Source organism: Bradyrhizobium sp. SZCCHNS2022 (assembly GCF_032377575.1).
Lineage (GTDB): Bacteria > Pseudomonadota > Alphaproteobacteria > Rhizobiales > Xanthobacteraceae > Bradyrhizobium > Bradyrhizobium aeschynomenes.
The window spans coordinates 3,525,423-3,541,031 of sequence record NZ_JAUHHZ010000001.1 but is presented as its reverse complement, the minus strand read 5'-3'; the positions used below and the strand labels follow the sequence as shown (position 1 = coordinate 3,541,031).

Sequence of the window (15,609 nt, the reverse complement as noted above, 5' to 3'; positions counted from 1 at the left end):
CTTAATGTTGCGTATAGGGAACCGCTACAATTGGAGTTGATGGTGCAAGCCGAGCCTTTTTCCGCTGGGGATCTCGACGTGATCGTGCCGAACCTGCACCGGCGCTATTCCGGCGTGACGGCGACCAACCGCATGGTGGCGCCGAAGCTGGCGAAACTCGTGCGTGCGGCGTGGCTCGGCACCTACGCGCCGGAGGGGATCGCGCGGATGACCGCGCGCGATCTTCTTGCCGTTTGGCGCCGGCGCCGGCCGCTGATCTGGCACGCGCGCCGCAATGACGAGATGATCATCGGCGTGCTCCTGCGCGCGCTCGGCTGGCCGTTCAAGCTGGTGTTCACCTCGGCCGCGCAGCGCCATCACAGCTGGATCACGCGCTGGCTGATCCGCCGCATGGACGCGATCATCGCCACCAGCGACATCTCCGCGTCCTATCTCAAGCGCGCGGCGACCGTCATCACGCATGGCGTCGACACCGAGGTCTACACGCCGCCGGCCGATCGCGCCACGGCGTTTGCCGAGAGCGGCCTTCCCGGCAAATACGCCATCGGCTGCTTCGGCCGCGTGCGCGCGCAGAAGGGCAGCGACGTGTTCGTCGCGGCGATGTGCCGGCTCTTGCCGCGCCATCCGGATTTCTCCGCCGTGCTGGTCGGCGCCGTGACGCCCGAGCAGATGCCGTTCGCGGCCGAGCTGAGGAAGCAGATCGCCGCCGCAGGCCTCGAGCAGCGCATCGTCATCACCGGCGAGCTCGACATCGCCGAGGTCCAGCGCTGGTATCAGCGGCTGACGATCTACGCCTTCACCTCGCGCAACGAAGGTTTCGGCCTGACCTTGATCGAAGCCATGGCCGCCGGCGCTGCGCTGGTCGCGGCGCGCGCAGGTGCTGCGGAGATCGTGGTGGAGGAGGGCGTGACGGGAAAGCTGGTGCCGCCGGGCGACGTCGACGCGCTGGTCGCAGCGCTCGAGCCGCTGATGCGGGATCCGGCCGCGGCGCGCGCGATGGGAGAGCGGGCGCGGACGCGCGTGGTGGAAAGGTTCAGCCTCGAGGCCGAGGCGGAGAAGATCGCCGCGGTCTATCGCGGATTGGTCTGAGCGATGACCTCGGCGACGAACGCATCGAGGTCGCCGCCGGCGAACAGGAAGCCGGGCAGGCCGGCGGCTTCCGCGGCCGCGATGTCGGAGGCGCGGTCCCCGATCACGAAGCTGCCCTCGCGCCTGATCGGCCAGTGCTGCATCAGATCGAGGATCATGCCCGGCGCCGGCTTGCGCCAGGGATGCTCGCGCAGATATTCCGCGACGGAGCCCTCGGTGTGGTACGGGCAATAGCGGATGTCGTCGATCACTGCGCCCTGCGCCGCAAGCTCGGCCCGCATCCAGTCGTGCAGGCTGAGCACGTCGTCCTCGCTGAACAGCCCGCGCGCGACGCCGGATTGGTTGGTGAACAGGAAGACGTGATAACCGGCCTCATTGAGCCGCCGGATCGCAGCCGCCACGTTCGGCATCCAGCGGATGCGCTCGGGCGAGCCGATATAGTTGTCGTCATGATTGATGACGCCGTCGCGGTCGAGAAACGCCGCCGGCTTCAGGGGAGCGGTGGTCATCTAGGTCTCGTCCCGCATCAGCGCCGCCTCGATCGCCTCGCAGATGCCGTGTGCGGTGGCGAGGTGGATCTGCTGGATCAGCGGCGTATCGTCGCTCGGCGCGACCAGCAGCTCGTCGCAGAGATCGCCCATCGAAAGGCCCTTGGCGCCGGTGAAGCCGATTGTGACCAGCCCGCGCTCGCGCGCCTTGCGCAGCGCATTGAGGATGCTCGGCGAGCGCCCGGAGGTCGAGATCGCCAGCAGCACGTCGTCCCGTGCGCCGAGCCCCTCGACCTGGCGGGCGAAGATCTGATCGAAGCCGTAATCGTTGCCGATCGCGGTCAGCGCCGAGGTGTCGGTGGTCAGCGCGATCGCCGCCCAGGCCGGCCGCTCCTGCTTGTAGCGGCCGACGATCTCGGCGGCGATGTGCTGCGCATCCGCCGCGCTGCCGCCATTGCCGACGATCAGGAGCTTGTGGCCGCCGCGCAGCGCCGTGACGATCTCAGCCGCGATCCGTCCGGCGCTGGCCAGCATCGCGGCATCGCCGGCCGCGCGCTCCATCGCCGCGCGGGAGCGGGCGAGATGGCTGGCGATCAGGTCGTCCGGTGCGCAGGTCACGATGATGGCTCGGGTGGCGATGGGGCTGGTGTATGGGGCACGATGCCCCAGCGCAAGCTAGGGCGCGACCGGGATCGCCGCGTCAGCCAGCACGCGCCGGGCGATGGCGGCGACATCGGTGGCCGGGATGTCGCGCATGCAGCGATGGTCGTTCATCCGGCAGACCGGGCGGTGGCAAGGCTGGCAGGGCACCTGGGTCTTGGTCTGCACGGTCGCGGCCAGACCGTTCAGCGGCGCCCAATGGTACGGGCTGGTGGGGCCGAAGATGCCCATGGTCGGCGTCCCCAACGCCGCGGCGATGTGCATGAGGCCCGAATCATTGGAGATGGCGACACCGGCGGCGGCCATGGCCAGGATGCCGTTGCGCAGATCAGTTCCGGTCAGGTCCCGGACAGCAGGGCCGCCAGTCGCGACGATCTCGGCAGCCAGCGCCTTCTCGCCGGGGCCGCCGACCACCCAGACGTCGAGGCCGGCTTCGAGCAGCAACCGGGCGGCCTCGCCGTAGAACGGCCAGCGCTTGGCGGCGCCGACAGACCCCGGCGCCAGCGCAACGGCCGGCCGGTTCCCCAGGCCATTGGCCTCGCGCCAGCGCGCGACGTCCCCCTGCGGTACCCGCAGTTGCGGCACCGGCCATTCCGGCGGCAGCGGCGCGCCGTCGGGCAAGGCGAGGGCGGCGTTCTTGTCGATGAAGCGGGGCAGCGCCTTCTCGCCCCAGCGCCAGCGATTGAGCAAGCCGAAGCGGACCTCGCCGACAAAGCCGACCCGTTCCGGAATGGCGGCAAGGGCGGGCGCCAGCGCCGATTTCCAGGTCCGCGGCATCACCAGCGCGGTCCGGTAGTGGCGCTCGCGCAACAGGCTGGCGAGCTGCCACTGCCGGCCGAGCGCCAGCCGGCTGCGCGGCAGGTCCCAGACGATGCCGGCGCGGACCCCGGGCATGTATTCGACCAGCGGCGCGCACAGCGAGGTGACGAGCAGGTCCACCGGGCGATTCGGCCAGCGCTCCTTGAGCACCCGCACCACGGTGTGGCCACGGACGAAGTCGCCGATCCACATGTAGGGAATGATCAGGATCGGGCTGGTGTCCGCCGTGTCGACCTCGATCTTGGACGAATTCAAGTTCATTCTTTGACTGCCTGGCTCCGCGGCGCTGGTAGCCGCTCGGCCGCCGCAGGTAAAGTGGGCCGGGCCTGGCCGTCACCAAAGCGCTTACACTTTCCCCTCGCATGCGCTACGCGAGGGCCGGGTTTTTCGGGATCAGGACGGGTTGCGCAATGTTGCTGGTGACCGGCGGCGCCGGCTTTATCGGATCGAATCTGGTCGCGGCGCTCAACGACGCCGGCCGCACCGACGTCGTCGTCTGCGACACGCTCGGCAGCGAGGGCAAGTGGCGCAATCTGGCCAAGCGGCAGCTGGCGGATGTCGTGCCGCCATCCGAGCTTGCCGAATGGCTCAGAGGCCGCCGGCTCGACGCCGTCCTGCACATGGGCGCCATCTCCGCCACCACCGTGACCGACGGCGATCTCGTGATGGAGCGCAATTTTCGCAGCTCGCTGCAACTGCTCGACTGGTGCACGGCCAACCTGACGCCGTTCATCTACGCGTCCTCGGCGGCCACCTATGGCGATGGCGCGCAGGGGTTCGACGATGATCCCTCGCTCGCGGCGCTCAAGACGCTGCGGCCGATGAACCTCTATGGCTGGAGCAAGCATCTGTTCGACATGGCGGTCGCAGCGCGCGCCGCGCGCGGCGAGCGGCTGCCGCCGCAATATGCCGGCCTGAAATTCTTCAACGTGTTCGGTCCCAATGAGTACCACAAGGGATCGATGATGAGCGTGCTGACCCGCCGCTTCGACGACATCAAGGCCGGGCACACCCTGCAGCTGTTCAAGTCGCATCGAGAGGGGATCGCCGACGGCGACCAGCGCCGCGATTTCATCCATGTCGACGACGTCGTGCGCGTGATGCTGTGGCTCCTCGCCTCGCCATCGGTCTCCGGCCTGTTCAACGTCGGCACCGGCCAGGCGCGCAGCTTCAAGGACATGATGCTGGCGGCCTATGCGACCATCGGAACGACGCCCCGGATCGAGTATGTCGACATGCCCGAGGCGATTCGCGGCAGCTACCAGTATTTCACCCAGAGCAAGGTCGACCGCCTCGTGGCGGCCGGCTACAACGGCGGCTTCACGCCGCTCGAGGATGCGGTCGCCGGCTATGTCCGGGACTACCTCGATTCCGCCGACCGCTTCCGCTAGACGCCCACATTGAACCACCTGCACCGAGACTGCCGCTGATGTTCGACTTCGACGATCTCTCGCAAGCGATCGCCCGCCAGACGGTGCTATGCGTCGGTGACCTGATGCTGGACGAGTTCGTCTACGGCGAGGTCTCGCGGATTTCACCCGAGGCGCCTGCGCCTGTGATCGCGGTCCAGCGCAGCGAGATCAATATCGGCGGCGCCGGCAATGTCGCGCGCAACATTGCCGCGCTCGGCGCCCGCTGCATCTTCGTCGGCCTGATTGGCCAGGACTCGGCCGGCGACCAGCTCGGGGCCGAGCTCGCCAAGGAGGCGGGTATCGAAAGCGTGCTGGTGCGCGATCCGTCGCGGCCGACGACCCGCAAGGTGCGCTTCGTGTCCGAGCATTTCTCCACGCACATGCTGCGCGCGGACTGGGAGCGCGCCGCCCCGGCATCGGGTGAGATCGAACAGAAGCTGATTGCGGCCATCCTGCCATTGCTTGCGCGTGCCGACATCGTGCTGCTGTCGGATTACGCCAAGGGCGTGTTGACGGCGCGCGTCTTGCGCAACGTGATCGACGCGGCGCGCAAGGCCGGCAAGCGCGTGATCGTCGATCCCAAGAGCGCAAATCTCGCGATCTATCGCGGCGCCAGCGTGCTCACGCCGAACCGCAAGGAGTTTTCCGAAGCGACCCGTAGCCGCGCCGAAACGGAGCAGGAGATTGCGGTCGCGGCGCAGGATGCGATCTATCTCGCGGACTGCGAGGCGATCCTGGTCACCCAGAGCGAGCGCGGCATGACGCTGGTGCCTCGGCAGGCCAACCCGATTCACGTGCCGGCCTACCCGGTCAAGGTGCGCGACGTCTCCGGCGCCGGCGACACCGTGGTGGCCGTTCTCGCCGCGACGCTGGCGGCCGGAGCCGGCTGGGAGGACGCTTTGCGGATGGCGAGCGCGGCAGCGGCGGTGGCCGTCAGCAAGCAGGGCACAGCCAGCGTGACCTCGGCTGAGCTCCGCCGGAAGATTCTGCCGCATGCCTATCGTGCGGCCGAGGAGAAAATCATCGAGAGCGATAGCGAGCTCGCGGCTCGCGTCGCCGCTTGGCGAGGCGAGGGCCTGCGCGTCGGCTTCACCAATGGCTGTTTCGACATTCTGCATCCGGGCCATGTGAAGGTGCTGACGGCCGCGCGGGCCGCCTGCGACCGCCTGGTGGTCGGACTGAACAGCGATGCCTCGGTCAAGCGGCTGAAGGGCGAGAGCCGGCCCGTGCAGGATGAGCGGGCCCGCGCCGAGGTGCTGGCTGCGCTGGAGGCCGTGGATCTGGTCGCCATCTTCGCCGAGGATACGCCGCTGCGCTTGATCGAGCTCGTGCGGCCGAGCGTGCTGGTCAAGGGCGGCGACTACACGCGCGAGCAGGTCGTCGGACACGAGGTCGTCGAAGCGGCGGGCGGCGAGGTGATCCTGATCGACATCCTCAGGGGACACAGCACGACTGCGCTGGTGGACCGCGCCCGGAGCGAGGTGCGATGAGCGCGCTCGCAGGTCATCCCGGCCCGGCGCTGCTGGCGCGCCGGTGGCGCGATCCCGCGGCGTGGCGCACCACCGTCGACGTCGTGGCGATATTGCTGGCGGCGTCGCTGCCATGGTCGACATCGCTGGTGTCGATCCTCGGCGTCGTCATGCTGATCACGATGGTGCCGTATCTCGATATCGAGCGCCTGCTGAAGATTCTGAAGCAGCCGATCGCGCTGGCGCCGATCGCGCTGTTCGTGCTGGCCTTGGTCGGGACCTTGTGGTCTGACGCAGCCTGGGGCGTGCGGCTCTACGCGGTCGGGCCGGCAGCCAAGCTCCTGGTGCTGCCGGCGCTGCTCTATCACTTCCAGCGCTCCGAGCGTGGCCTGTGGGTGTTCTCCGCCTTTCTCGCCTCCTGCGTGCTGATGGTCGTGATGTCGACGGCGGTCGCGTTCAATCCGGCGCTGGCGCTGAAAGCCAACGCCGATCGGGGCATCTTCGTGAAGAACTACATCGATCAGGGCCAGGAATTCTCGCTCTGCGCCGTCGCGCTGGCCTATCCCATCGCGCAGCTGTTGCGCGCCCGCCGCTTCGTGCCGGCCGGCGTTCTCACCGCGATCATGTTCGCCTTCCTGGCCAACATGATCTTCATCGTCGTCTCGCGCACCGCGCTGGTGACGATTCCGATTCTGCTCGCCGTGTTCGGGTTGATCCACCTGAAATGGCGCGCCAACCTCATGATCGCCGTCAGCGCGCTCGTGCTTGCTCTGGCCGCCTGGTTCGTCTCGCCGCAATTCCAGAGCAAGGTCGCGACCTTCACGACGCAGTATCAGGACTACCGGAACGATCGCGGGGTCACGTCGATCGGCGAGCGGCTGGAGTTCTGGCGCAAGTCCCTGCGCTTCTTCGCCGATGCCCCGCTGATCGGGCACGGCTCGGGCTCCACGCGGCATCTGTTCGAGCTGGCCGCGAGCGGCCGCACGGATCTCGCCGGCAGCACCGTGGTCGGCAATCCGCACAACCAGACGCTCAACGTCGCCGTCCAATGGGGGACGCTCGGGGTCGTCATTCTCTATGCGATGTGGGCTGCTCATCTGCTGCTGTTCCGCGGCGATGGTCTCGTGCCGTGGATCGGGCTTCTCGTGGTCGTGCAGAACATTTTCACTTCGCTGTTCAACTCCCACATCTTCGATTTTCACGAGGGATGGATGTACGTGATCGGCGTCGGCGTGGCCGGCGGCATGGTGCTGCGATCACGGACGAAGCCGGACGTGGCGCAGGGGCCGCTCGCGCCATGACACGTCTGTCCCAGCTGACCTCCCGCAACCTGCTGATCGCCGCGCATGACCTTGTGGTCAGCGTCGTCGCGCTGTTCGCGGCGTTCTACATCCGCTTCGAAGGCGCCAGCACGTTCTGGGAGCGGGTGCCGCTGCTGCTGCAGCTGCTGCCTTACTTCATCGCCTTCAGCTTCGTGGTCTTCTATTTCTCCAATCTGCTGACGACGAAGTGGCGCTTCATCTCGCTGCCTGATGCCCTCAACATCGTTCGCGTCGCCACCGTGCTGACGCTGGCGCTGCTGGTGCTCGACTACATCATCGTCGCGCCGAATGTCCGCGGCAGCTTCTTCTTCGGCAAGCTGACGATCATCCTCTATTGGTTCCTGGAGATCTTCGGTCTGAGCGCACTGCGCTTTGCCTATCGCTATTTCCGCTACACGCGGGTGCGGAGGCATGCGAGGTCCGAGGACGCTGCACCGGCGCTCTTGATCGGGCGTGCCGCCGATGCCGAGGTCGTGCTGCGGGGCATCGAGAGCGGCGCGGTCAAGCGGATCTGGCCGATCGGGATCCTGTCGCCGTCGATGGCCGATCGTGGACAGCTGATCCGCGGCGTTCCCGTGCTCGGCGGCATCGATGACGTGGAGGACGTTGCGGCTGATTTCGCCCGGCGCGAGCGGCCGATCGCGCGCGCGCTGATGATGCCGACGGCATTCGAGCCAGACTGCCATCCGGAGACCTTTCTGATGCGGGCGCGCCGACTGCGCCTGATCGTCAGCCGCCTGCCGTCGCTGGAGAGCGGTGATGCGCCGCGGCTGGCCCCCGTTGCCGTCGAGGATCTCCTGCTGCGGCCGAGCGAGAAGATCGACTACGGCCGGCTGGAGGCGCTGGTGCGGGGCAAAGCGGTCGTCGTGACCGGCGGTGGCGGCTCGATCGGAGCCGAGATCTGCCAACGCGTCGTGGCGTTCGGTGCGGCGCGGCTGCTCATTCTCGAGAACTCCGAGCCGGCACTCTACGCGATCACCGAGGTGCTCGCGGCGGACAGCGAGGCGAATGTCGCCGTCGAGGGCCGCATCGCCGACATCCGCGATCGCGACCGGGTGTTCGCGCTGGTCGGCGAGTTCAAGCCTGACCTGGTGTTTCACGCCGCCGCGCTGAAGCACGTGCCGATCCTCGAACGTGACTGGAGCGAGGGCGTCAAGACCAACATCTTCGGCTCGATCAACGTGGCCGACGCCGCGGTGGCCGCAGGCGCCGAGGCGATGGTGATGATCTCGACCGACAAGGCGATCGAGCCGGTCTCGATGCTCGGTCTCACCAAGCGCTTCGCCGAGATGTATTGTCAGGCGCTCGATCGGCAACTCGCCGAGCGGCCGGCGGGCCGGCCGCCGATGCGGCTGATCTCGGTGCGGTTCGGCAACGTGCTGGCGTCGAACGGCTCGGTGGTGCCGAAGTTCAAGGCCCAGATCGAGGCCGGAGGTCCGGTGACCGTCACCCACCCGGACATGGTGCGCTACTTCATGACCATCCGCGAGGCTTGCGACCTCGTCATCACCGCGGCGTCGCATGCGCTGGCGCCGCAGCGGCCGGACGTCTCGGTCTATGTGCTGAACATGGGCCAGCCCGTTCGCATCGTCGAGCTCGCCGAGCGCATGATCCGCCTGTCGGGCCTGCAGCCGGGCTACGACGTCGAGATCAAGTTCACCGGCATCCGTCCGGGCGAGCGCCTCAACGAGATCCTGTTTGCCAGCGAGGAGCCGCCGGTCGAGATCGGCGTGGCCGGCGTCATGGCGGCGACGCCGAACGAGCCGCCGATGCCGACGCTGAAGGCGTGGATCGCGGCGCTCGATCAGGCGATCGCGCGCAACGACCCGGTGACGATCAAGTCGGTGCTGAAGGATGCCGTGCCGGAGTTCGGCTCAAGCGCCGCCTGATCGCGGACGCGAAAAGCGGCGGAGCACGACAGCAACCGCCGCGAGGCCGGTGACGATCAGAATGGCATCGATCGCCATGGAGCCCGACGCGATCGAGACGCCGGCGAGGGCAGCGAGGACGATGTTGAGGACGAACACCTCGCCGACCACGCCGGCGACGGTGAAGCCGTTGTCGGTGGCGCGCTGGTAGAAATGCGTGCGGTGTGCGGCCCAGAACGGCTCGCGCCGTGCGATGCGCCGCAGCAGGGTGAGGGTGGCATCGACGAGATAATACAGCGGCAACAGCAGCGCAGCGGCGACGTATCCCTGCCAGGCCAGATGCAGCAGGCACCAGCCCAGCAGCAGCCCGATCGGCAGGCTTCCGACATCGCCGAGAAAGACTCTCGCCACTGGACGGTTGAAGGGCGCGAAGCCGAGCATCGCGCCGCCCAGCGCCGCGGCGATTGCGGTCGCCGGCCACGGCAGCCATGCGGACAAGCCGAACAGGACGAGCGTCACCGTGATCGGCACCGCTTCCGCCACCGTCATCAGGTCGAGCCCGTCCATGAAGTTGACGAGGTTGACGAACCAGAGGCCGGCAATCAGCAGCAAGCTGCGTTCGAGCGCGAGCGGAATTGGAAACAGCCGGAGGTCGTCCGGTGCGGTGAAAACGACCAGGGCGACGGCGAGCCCCTGCAGGACGAATCGCGGCAGCACCGGGATTGGCCTGACGTCGTCGACCAGGCCGATCAGCGCCAGCAGCGGCACCGCGATGAACAGCATGAGCAGCGGTGCAAAGCCCATCACCGAGGCAAACGCACCGCCGACCACGAGCGTCGCGCCGACCACCGCAATGCCTGCGCCTTGCGGCGTCGGAATCTTGTGCGAGGAGCGCGCATTCGGCCGCGCCAGCGCGTAGCGCTGCAACAGCGGGCGCAGCAGCACGATCAGCACGGCGCACATCGCGGCCGAGAGCAGGGCGATGCCCACGAGAATGGCGGCGGGATCGGCGATCATCTCGGCGCGCCCGACGCCGAGGCGAGACGATCATAGAGCGCCACCACCGAGCGCCCGATGATCCTGGCCGAGAGCTTGTCCTCGACGAGCTGTCGTGCGGCGCGTCCGTAACGCGCGCGCAGCTCGGGCGAGGCGGCAAGCCGCGCCATCGCCTCCGCCAGCGCAGCGGAATCTTCGACCGGTACCGCAAGTCCGGTCTGGTCGGGGATCGCGATCTCGCGGCAGCCGGGCGCATCGGTCGAGACCAGCGGCCGGCCGCAGGCGGCGGCCTCCAGCAGGCTCACCGGTAGCCCTTCGCGATGGGACGGCAGCACGGCGATGTGGCAGCGCCGCCAGAGCTCGGTGATGTCCTTGATCTGGCCGAGCAGGGTGATGCCGGGTTCGCTGCGCCACGCAGCAACCTCCTCGGCCGAGACCGAGGCCGGGTTGGCCGGATCAGGCGAGCCGGCGATCAGCAACTGATGGTCGTGTCCCTGCTGGCGCAGCAGGCGGTGCGCGGCGACCAGGGCGCGGACCCCCTTGTCGGTCAGCAGACGTCCGGCGAAGCCGAACGTGATCGGTCCGGCCGGCTCGGGCAGCGGCTGGAAGCGCTCGGTGTCGACGCCGGAGCCTGGGATCAGCGTGATCTTGTCGGCCCGGACGCCCATGGTCTGCAGGGCGTCGCGATCGTCCGGATTCTGCACCAACACGCAGCTCGGCGCCCGGTTCATCAGCTGCGGCAGCAGCCACAGCAGGCCCTGCTTGAGCAGGCGCGAGCGCCAGCTCGACGACGTGAAGATGTAGCCAAGCCCGGTCATGGCGTTGACGACCGGCGTGGCCTTTCCGAGCGCGGCCAGCGAGCCGAGCACGCTCGATTGCAGTCCGGAATGGTGGATCACGTCAGGCCTGATCGCGGCCTCGACGGCACGGATGGCGCGGACCGTGGGCAGGGCCGAAGCCGGCGACAGGCCGCCGCGCCGGAACGGGATCGGGTGCAGGACGAAGCGCTCGGCCGCGATTGCGGCCGCGCCCGCATTGACGTTGGTCGCCACATGCACCTCGTAGCCGGCGTCGCGCGCAGCACGCGCCATCGGCAGGCGATGCATGAGAAAGGCGAAATCCTCGTTGGCCACGTAGAGCAGGCGGCGCGGCTGGGGGGAGCGGGGCGGGGGCATCAAACTCACGGTCTCAGGCGGTCGAAGCGCCGTATAGGCCAAGAGCGGGCCTTGCGCGAGCCGTTATCTGCCTTGCCATGATCTGCTTTGCCATGGCTTGAATACCGCCCGCCGCCAGCGGTTCGGAACTCCGGTCTCAGACCAGATGGAAACTCGACAAATGGGCCAACAGATCGGCCGCCGACACGTGCTGGATCGTGATCGTATCCAGCGCCGCATCGGTGATCACGGCATTGCCCGCAGCATCCTCATGGATCGCCGACTGCAGTGCGGAGGCGTCGGCGAAGATGCTCTGGCTGAACACGATCTTGTCGGCGCCGACGTTGAAGTCCGAGACCGTGACCTGCCCGAAATGCGGGGCGAAGACGAAGGTGTCGTGCCCCTCCAGTGACACCGAAGGGGATGCCGTGCCGCCTGTAGCTGCCGCGGCGGTTCGCGTGCCGGAGATCAACGTGCCCCCTTGGCCGTCGGACGCGAAGTGGAAGCTGTCCTGTGACAGGGAGCCGATAAAGTGCAGCGATGCGCTGTTCGTTCCGTCGCTCAACGACAGCACCCCACTGGTTTCATCGAAGTGGGCCTGTAGCGACGTGAAGGCGATGCTCGTGAGGTCGATCTGATCGCCGGTGCTGCCGAATCCGACGAGCTCGCCGCTGAAGGACGGCGAGGCTAGGACCACGTCGGCCGCGCTCGACGTCACGGCCTGCGCGCTTGCCGCCACGGAGCTGCTGGACGCCGGGATACCGATCGTGCCGTCGCCGTTCAGGTCCTGCTGGAAACCGGTCTCGAGCTGCTCGAGCGCGGCGGAGCCGCCCGATGTCGCGCCGATGGCGTTGCTGACATAGTTGCCGCTGCTGTCGGTGTTCCAGACGGTGTACAGATCGGCCCCCGCCATCTTCCAGGCCACCTGGTAGCCGCTGCCGGACGTTTCTGCTGCAATCGCCGCCCAGCCGTCGAGCTGGCCCGCGACGACGACGCTGCCGCCGAACTTGACCTCCGGGCCGGTGCCGCCGGAGAGCGGATTCATCAGGTAGGTCGTGCCGGACAGCACCAGGCTCGTCGACCCCAAGGCTTCGACGACGGTCACGCTCGGCGTCACGTTCGGGGCCCCGATCGTGCCGTCACCATTGAGGTCCTGGTGGAAGCTGGCCTCCAGAGCTTCGAGCGAGGCGGCGCTGCCTGAAACCGCGCCGGTCGCGTTGCCGACATAGTTGCCGCTGCTATCGGTGTTCCAGACCACGTAGAGGTCGGCGCCGGCCATCTTCCAGGCGATCTGGTAACCGCTCGCCGTGGCCTCCGCGCCAATCGCCTGCCAGCCGCCGAGCTGTCCGGCGACGACGAGACTGCCGCCGAACATGACCTGAGGACCGGTGCCGCCGCCGACGGGGTTGAGGAAATAGCTCGATCCGGCCAGCACCAGGCTAGTGGATCCGGCCGCTTCGATGACGGTGTTCGGAATGCCGATCGTCCCGTCGCCATTCAGATCCTGCTGGAAATTCGTCTCCAGCAACTCGAACGCGGCGCTGCTGCCGCTGACGGCGGAAATGGGATTGCCCGTGTAGTTGCCGCTGCTGTCGACGTTCCAGACCGTATAAAGGTCGGCGCCCGTCATCTTCCAGGCGATCTGATAGCCGCCGCCCACGGCCTCGCCCGCGATCGGGGTCCAGCCGCCCAACTGTCCCGGCGCGACCGCGGAGCCGCCGAACTTCACCTGTGGTCCGGTGCCGCCACCGGCGGGATTGAGGAAATAGCTGTTGCCGGATTGAACGAGGCTCGTCGTCCCCACCGCCTCGATGACGGTGCTGGCAAGGCCGATCGTGCCATCGCCGTTGAGATCCTGACTGAATGACGTTTCGAATGCTTCGAACGCCGCCGATCCGCCGGAGACGCCGCCGATCGCGTTGCCGGTGTAGTTGCCGCTGCCGTCCACGGTCCAGACGGTGTAGAGATCCTGGCCCTGGAATTTCCACGCGACCTGATAGCCGCCGCTGCCATTGGACTCGACGCCGATCGGCATCCAGTTGCTGAGCTGGTGAACGACGACGTTGGCACCGTTGAACCGCAACGCCACCGTCGTGCTGCCACCGACGGTGTTGAGATCGTAGATGACGCCGACCTGCGCGAGGCTGATCGATCCGAGCGCCTCGATGACGGTATTGGCATAGTACGGAGCCGAGCTGACGGCTGGATTGATCTGGGCCAGGCCCGCTCCGGCCACCGCCTGGTTGCTCATCGGGATGGCGGTCTGCTGCAGGATCACCGAGACGTCGGCGTAGCTCAGAGTTGCGTTGGCCGTCAGGATCAAGGCGGCGATCGCGGCAACGCTGGGGGCGGCTGCAGACGTGCCGTAAAAGGCGCTGAAGCCCGAGACCGTGGTCGCGATGTTGTCGATGCCGGAGACCACGACAGGACTGAGCTGCAGCGGCGTCGTGAGGCGTGTGCCGTCATTGGCAAACAGGATTTCCGTCCCGGCTCCCGATGACGAGAAGCTTTCCGGGACGGGGGTATAGCCGAAGGCCGGCGTATACGCGCTGTTGACGGCTCCGACGGTGATCACTCCCGGCGTCATCGCGTGACCGAAAACCGTGCCTGCATTGGCGCCGCTGATGGAGACCGAGAGACCATTGCCGGCCAGGATCTCCTTGATCGTGGACGGCGTGGGACCCGACACGTCTGCAATCACGATCTGGTACGTGCCGGAGACCCCGAACTGCAAGCCGATGAACGGATTCTGGTTGTAGTTGGGAGCGTATCCGAGGTACTGCCCGTCCTTGTACACGCTGACTGCGAGGTGCGACGCGGCCTGACCCCAGGGCTGGTCCCATTGCACGAGCAGGCGGGCGCCCGCGGTCACGGTGATCGTTTGCGCGACATTGCCGCCGAAGCTCAGCGCATTGCCGGCGAAATAATTTCCGCCGATGCTGCCGGAGGTCGACGTCCAGGACGTCTGATAGGCCGAGCTTCCGTTGTTGCCGGCCGAGGTCACATAGGTCACGCCCATGGCCTGAACGGTCTGAATCGCCTGGGCGACGATGCCGTTCTGGAAGAACGGCTCATCCGTGTAGCTGACGTCGTCGACGATGACCTTGCAGCCGGCATTGGCCAGCGCGATGATGCCGGCGGCGAAGTCCTGCTCGCTCTGCGTCGCCGTGTAGAAGGCCAGGCTGGCGTCGGGCGCGATGTCGTGGATGATCTGCATCATCGCACGGCCTTCGTCCGATCCGCCGGACGGCGCGTCCTTCAGGATCTGGATCTTGGAGGCGGATGGCAGTTCGCCACTGGCTTCGTCCGCCGCGGCGCCGCCGAGATTGTTGAAGCTGCTCGAGAGGACGCCGATCTTGATGCCGGCGCCGGTCACGCCCGTGGAGTTTCCGCCGAGCGCCTGCACGATCTGTGCGCCGTTTGCGGCCTGTCCCGAGACCGCCGAGGTGATGGCTTCGGCCACCGCGTCCTGTATCGACGTATGGACACTGCCGCTCGGTCCAGTCTCGCCCGATGCGACCTGTTCGGACCCGCCGAGCGACCTTGCCTGCAGCGATGCGCTGGCGCCGTACCACATCTGGGCGGCGGTCGAGATGATGAATCCGCCTGAGCCGAAGCTCTGTGCGGCGGCATGCGCGGTCTCGGCGGCGGCGTCCGCAGCCAGTGCGGGCGGATTGAACGACGTTTCCTGGCTGATCTGCCAGGTGGAGCTGGTGACAACCGCCGTCCAGACGGTCTGGCCGGCCGCATCGTAACCCGACGTTTGGGCCTGCACCGTCACTTCCGACAGCTGCCCGATCGACACCATCGTCTCACCATGGGCATGGGAGGTGATGCCGCTGGCCTGGCTCGTCGCTTCAGCCGGAGAGTCCGTGGTCGATTGCGCTGGCGCCGAATCGGCCGGCCGATGCGGCATCGGCCTGACGACCGGCGCGGAGACATCGCCGGCGCCGGATGCATCCGCTGCAGGCTCGAGAGGGGTGTGATGCCCGCCGGCAACGGGATCGAACATCAGGGACTGAGCGGCCTCTCGCCAGCGGTGGGACGTTTCCTCGGCGCGATCAGATTCGTACAGCATGCATGAAATTATTGTTGATCCCGCCCCGGAGTCCGACAGGAGAGATGAAAGTTGAGCATCGCGCAGTGATGCCCTGCGAATTTGTGTAAAATGTTACTGAAGAATGGCGCCGTCGGCCATATGTCACGGTTCGATTTGTGTGATTGAATTCAACCGCCGGTGGCGTTCATGGCGGCGGTTGTCGGCGTCGGCTGGCCGGGCTTTGCCCCAGGCCGCTTCGTCGTCGGCGAAGGTCGCTCAATCAGGCGTCTTTG

General features: G+C 67.3%; 11 protein-coding genes. 5 read left to right on the top strand and 6 right to left on the bottom strand.

Going from position 1 to position 15,609, the window contains the following annotated elements; all coding sequences use genetic code 11:
• The first annotated feature begins 39 nt into the window (after positions 1 to 39).
• On the top strand, positions 40 to 1,089 hold the full coding sequence (locus QXZ94_RS15710) for a glycosyltransferase family 4 protein (RefSeq protein ID WP_315721168.1): 1,050 nt from the start codon (positions 40 to 42) through the stop codon (positions 1,087 to 1,089).
• Here QXZ94_RS15710 and QXZ94_RS15705 read toward each other — a convergent pair.
• From QXZ94_RS15705 to waaF, 3 genes are read right to left on the bottom strand one after another with little or no spacing between them, the layout of a single operon-like run.
• Entirely contained in the window at positions 1,071 to 1,598 is a 528-nt protein-coding gene (locus QXZ94_RS15705) for an HAD family hydrolase (protein ID WP_315721167.1), read from the bottom strand. The two genes, QXZ94_RS15710 and QXZ94_RS15705, sit on opposite strands and share 19 nt — an antisense overlap.
• Positions 1,599 to 2,195, bottom strand: a complete 597-nt coding sequence (locus tag QXZ94_RS15700; protein ID WP_315721166.1) for a D-sedoheptulose 7-phosphate isomerase — start codon at positions 2,193 to 2,195, stop codon at positions 1,599 to 1,601.
• 57 nt (positions 2,196 to 2,252) lie between these two features.
• Entirely contained in the window at positions 2,253 to 3,317 is a 1,065-nt protein-coding gene (gene waaF, locus QXZ94_RS15695; RefSeq protein ID WP_315721165.1) for a lipopolysaccharide heptosyltransferase II, read from the bottom strand.
• Between the two features lie 149 nt (positions 3,318 to 3,466).
• On the opposite strand from waaF, the gene rfaD reads away from it, so the two are divergent.
• Genes rfaD through QXZ94_RS15675 form a run of 4 tightly spaced genes read left to right on the top strand, consistent with a single transcriptional unit; the run spans position 3,467 to position 9,148 of the window.
• On the top strand, positions 3,467 to 4,447 hold the full coding sequence (gene rfaD / locus QXZ94_RS15690) for an ADP-glyceromanno-heptose 6-epimerase (protein WP_315721164.1): 981 nt from the start codon (positions 3,467 to 3,469) through the stop codon (positions 4,445 to 4,447).
• A gap of 38 nt (positions 4,448 to 4,485) precedes the next feature.
• The gene (gene rfaE1 / locus QXZ94_RS15685) at positions 4,486 to 5,958 is read left to right on the top strand and encodes a D-glycero-beta-D-manno-heptose-7-phosphate kinase (protein WP_172132985.1); all 1,473 of its coding nucleotides are present in this window, start codon (positions 4,486 to 4,488) and stop codon (positions 5,956 to 5,958) included.
• Positions 5,955 to 7,238, top strand: coding sequence for an O-antigen ligase family protein (locus QXZ94_RS15680; RefSeq protein ID WP_315721163.1), 1,284 nt, complete (start codon positions 5,955 to 5,957; stop codon positions 7,236 to 7,238). The genes rfaE1 and QXZ94_RS15680 overlap by 4 nt, the downstream gene beginning before the upstream one ends.
• Positions 7,235 to 9,148 (top strand): SDR family NAD(P)-dependent oxidoreductase, encoded by a 1,914-nt coding sequence (locus tag QXZ94_RS15675; protein WP_315721162.1) that lies wholly within the window; start codon positions 7,235 to 7,237, stop codon positions 9,146 to 9,148. Before QXZ94_RS15680 ends, QXZ94_RS15675 begins: the two co-directional genes overlap by 4 nt.
• On the opposite strand, the gene QXZ94_RS15670 is transcribed toward QXZ94_RS15675, so the two are convergent.
• The 3 genes from QXZ94_RS15670 to QXZ94_RS15660 all read right to left on the bottom strand — a co-directional run bounded on the left by QXZ94_RS15670 (position 9,134) and on the right by QXZ94_RS15660 (position 15,355).
• Positions 9,134 to 10,144 carry a glycosyl transferase gene (locus QXZ94_RS15670; protein ID WP_315721161.1) on the bottom strand — a complete coding sequence of 337 codons (1,011 nt, stop codon included), beginning with the start codon at positions 10,142 to 10,144 and terminating at the stop codon, positions 9,134 to 9,136. The two genes, QXZ94_RS15675 and QXZ94_RS15670, sit on opposite strands and share 15 nt — an antisense overlap.
• Positions 10,141 to 11,298, bottom strand: a complete 1,158-nt coding sequence (locus tag QXZ94_RS15665; protein WP_315721160.1) for a glycosyltransferase family 4 protein — start codon at positions 11,296 to 11,298, stop codon at positions 10,141 to 10,143. Before QXZ94_RS15665 ends, QXZ94_RS15670 begins: the two co-directional genes overlap by 4 nt.
• A gap of 136 nt (positions 11,299 to 11,434) precedes the next feature.
• Positions 11,435 to 15,355 (bottom strand): S8 family serine peptidase, encoded by a 3,921-nt coding sequence (locus QXZ94_RS15660; RefSeq protein WP_315721159.1) that lies wholly within the window; start codon positions 15,353 to 15,355, stop codon positions 11,435 to 11,437.
• Between the last annotated feature and the right edge of the window lie 254 nt (positions 15,356 to 15,609).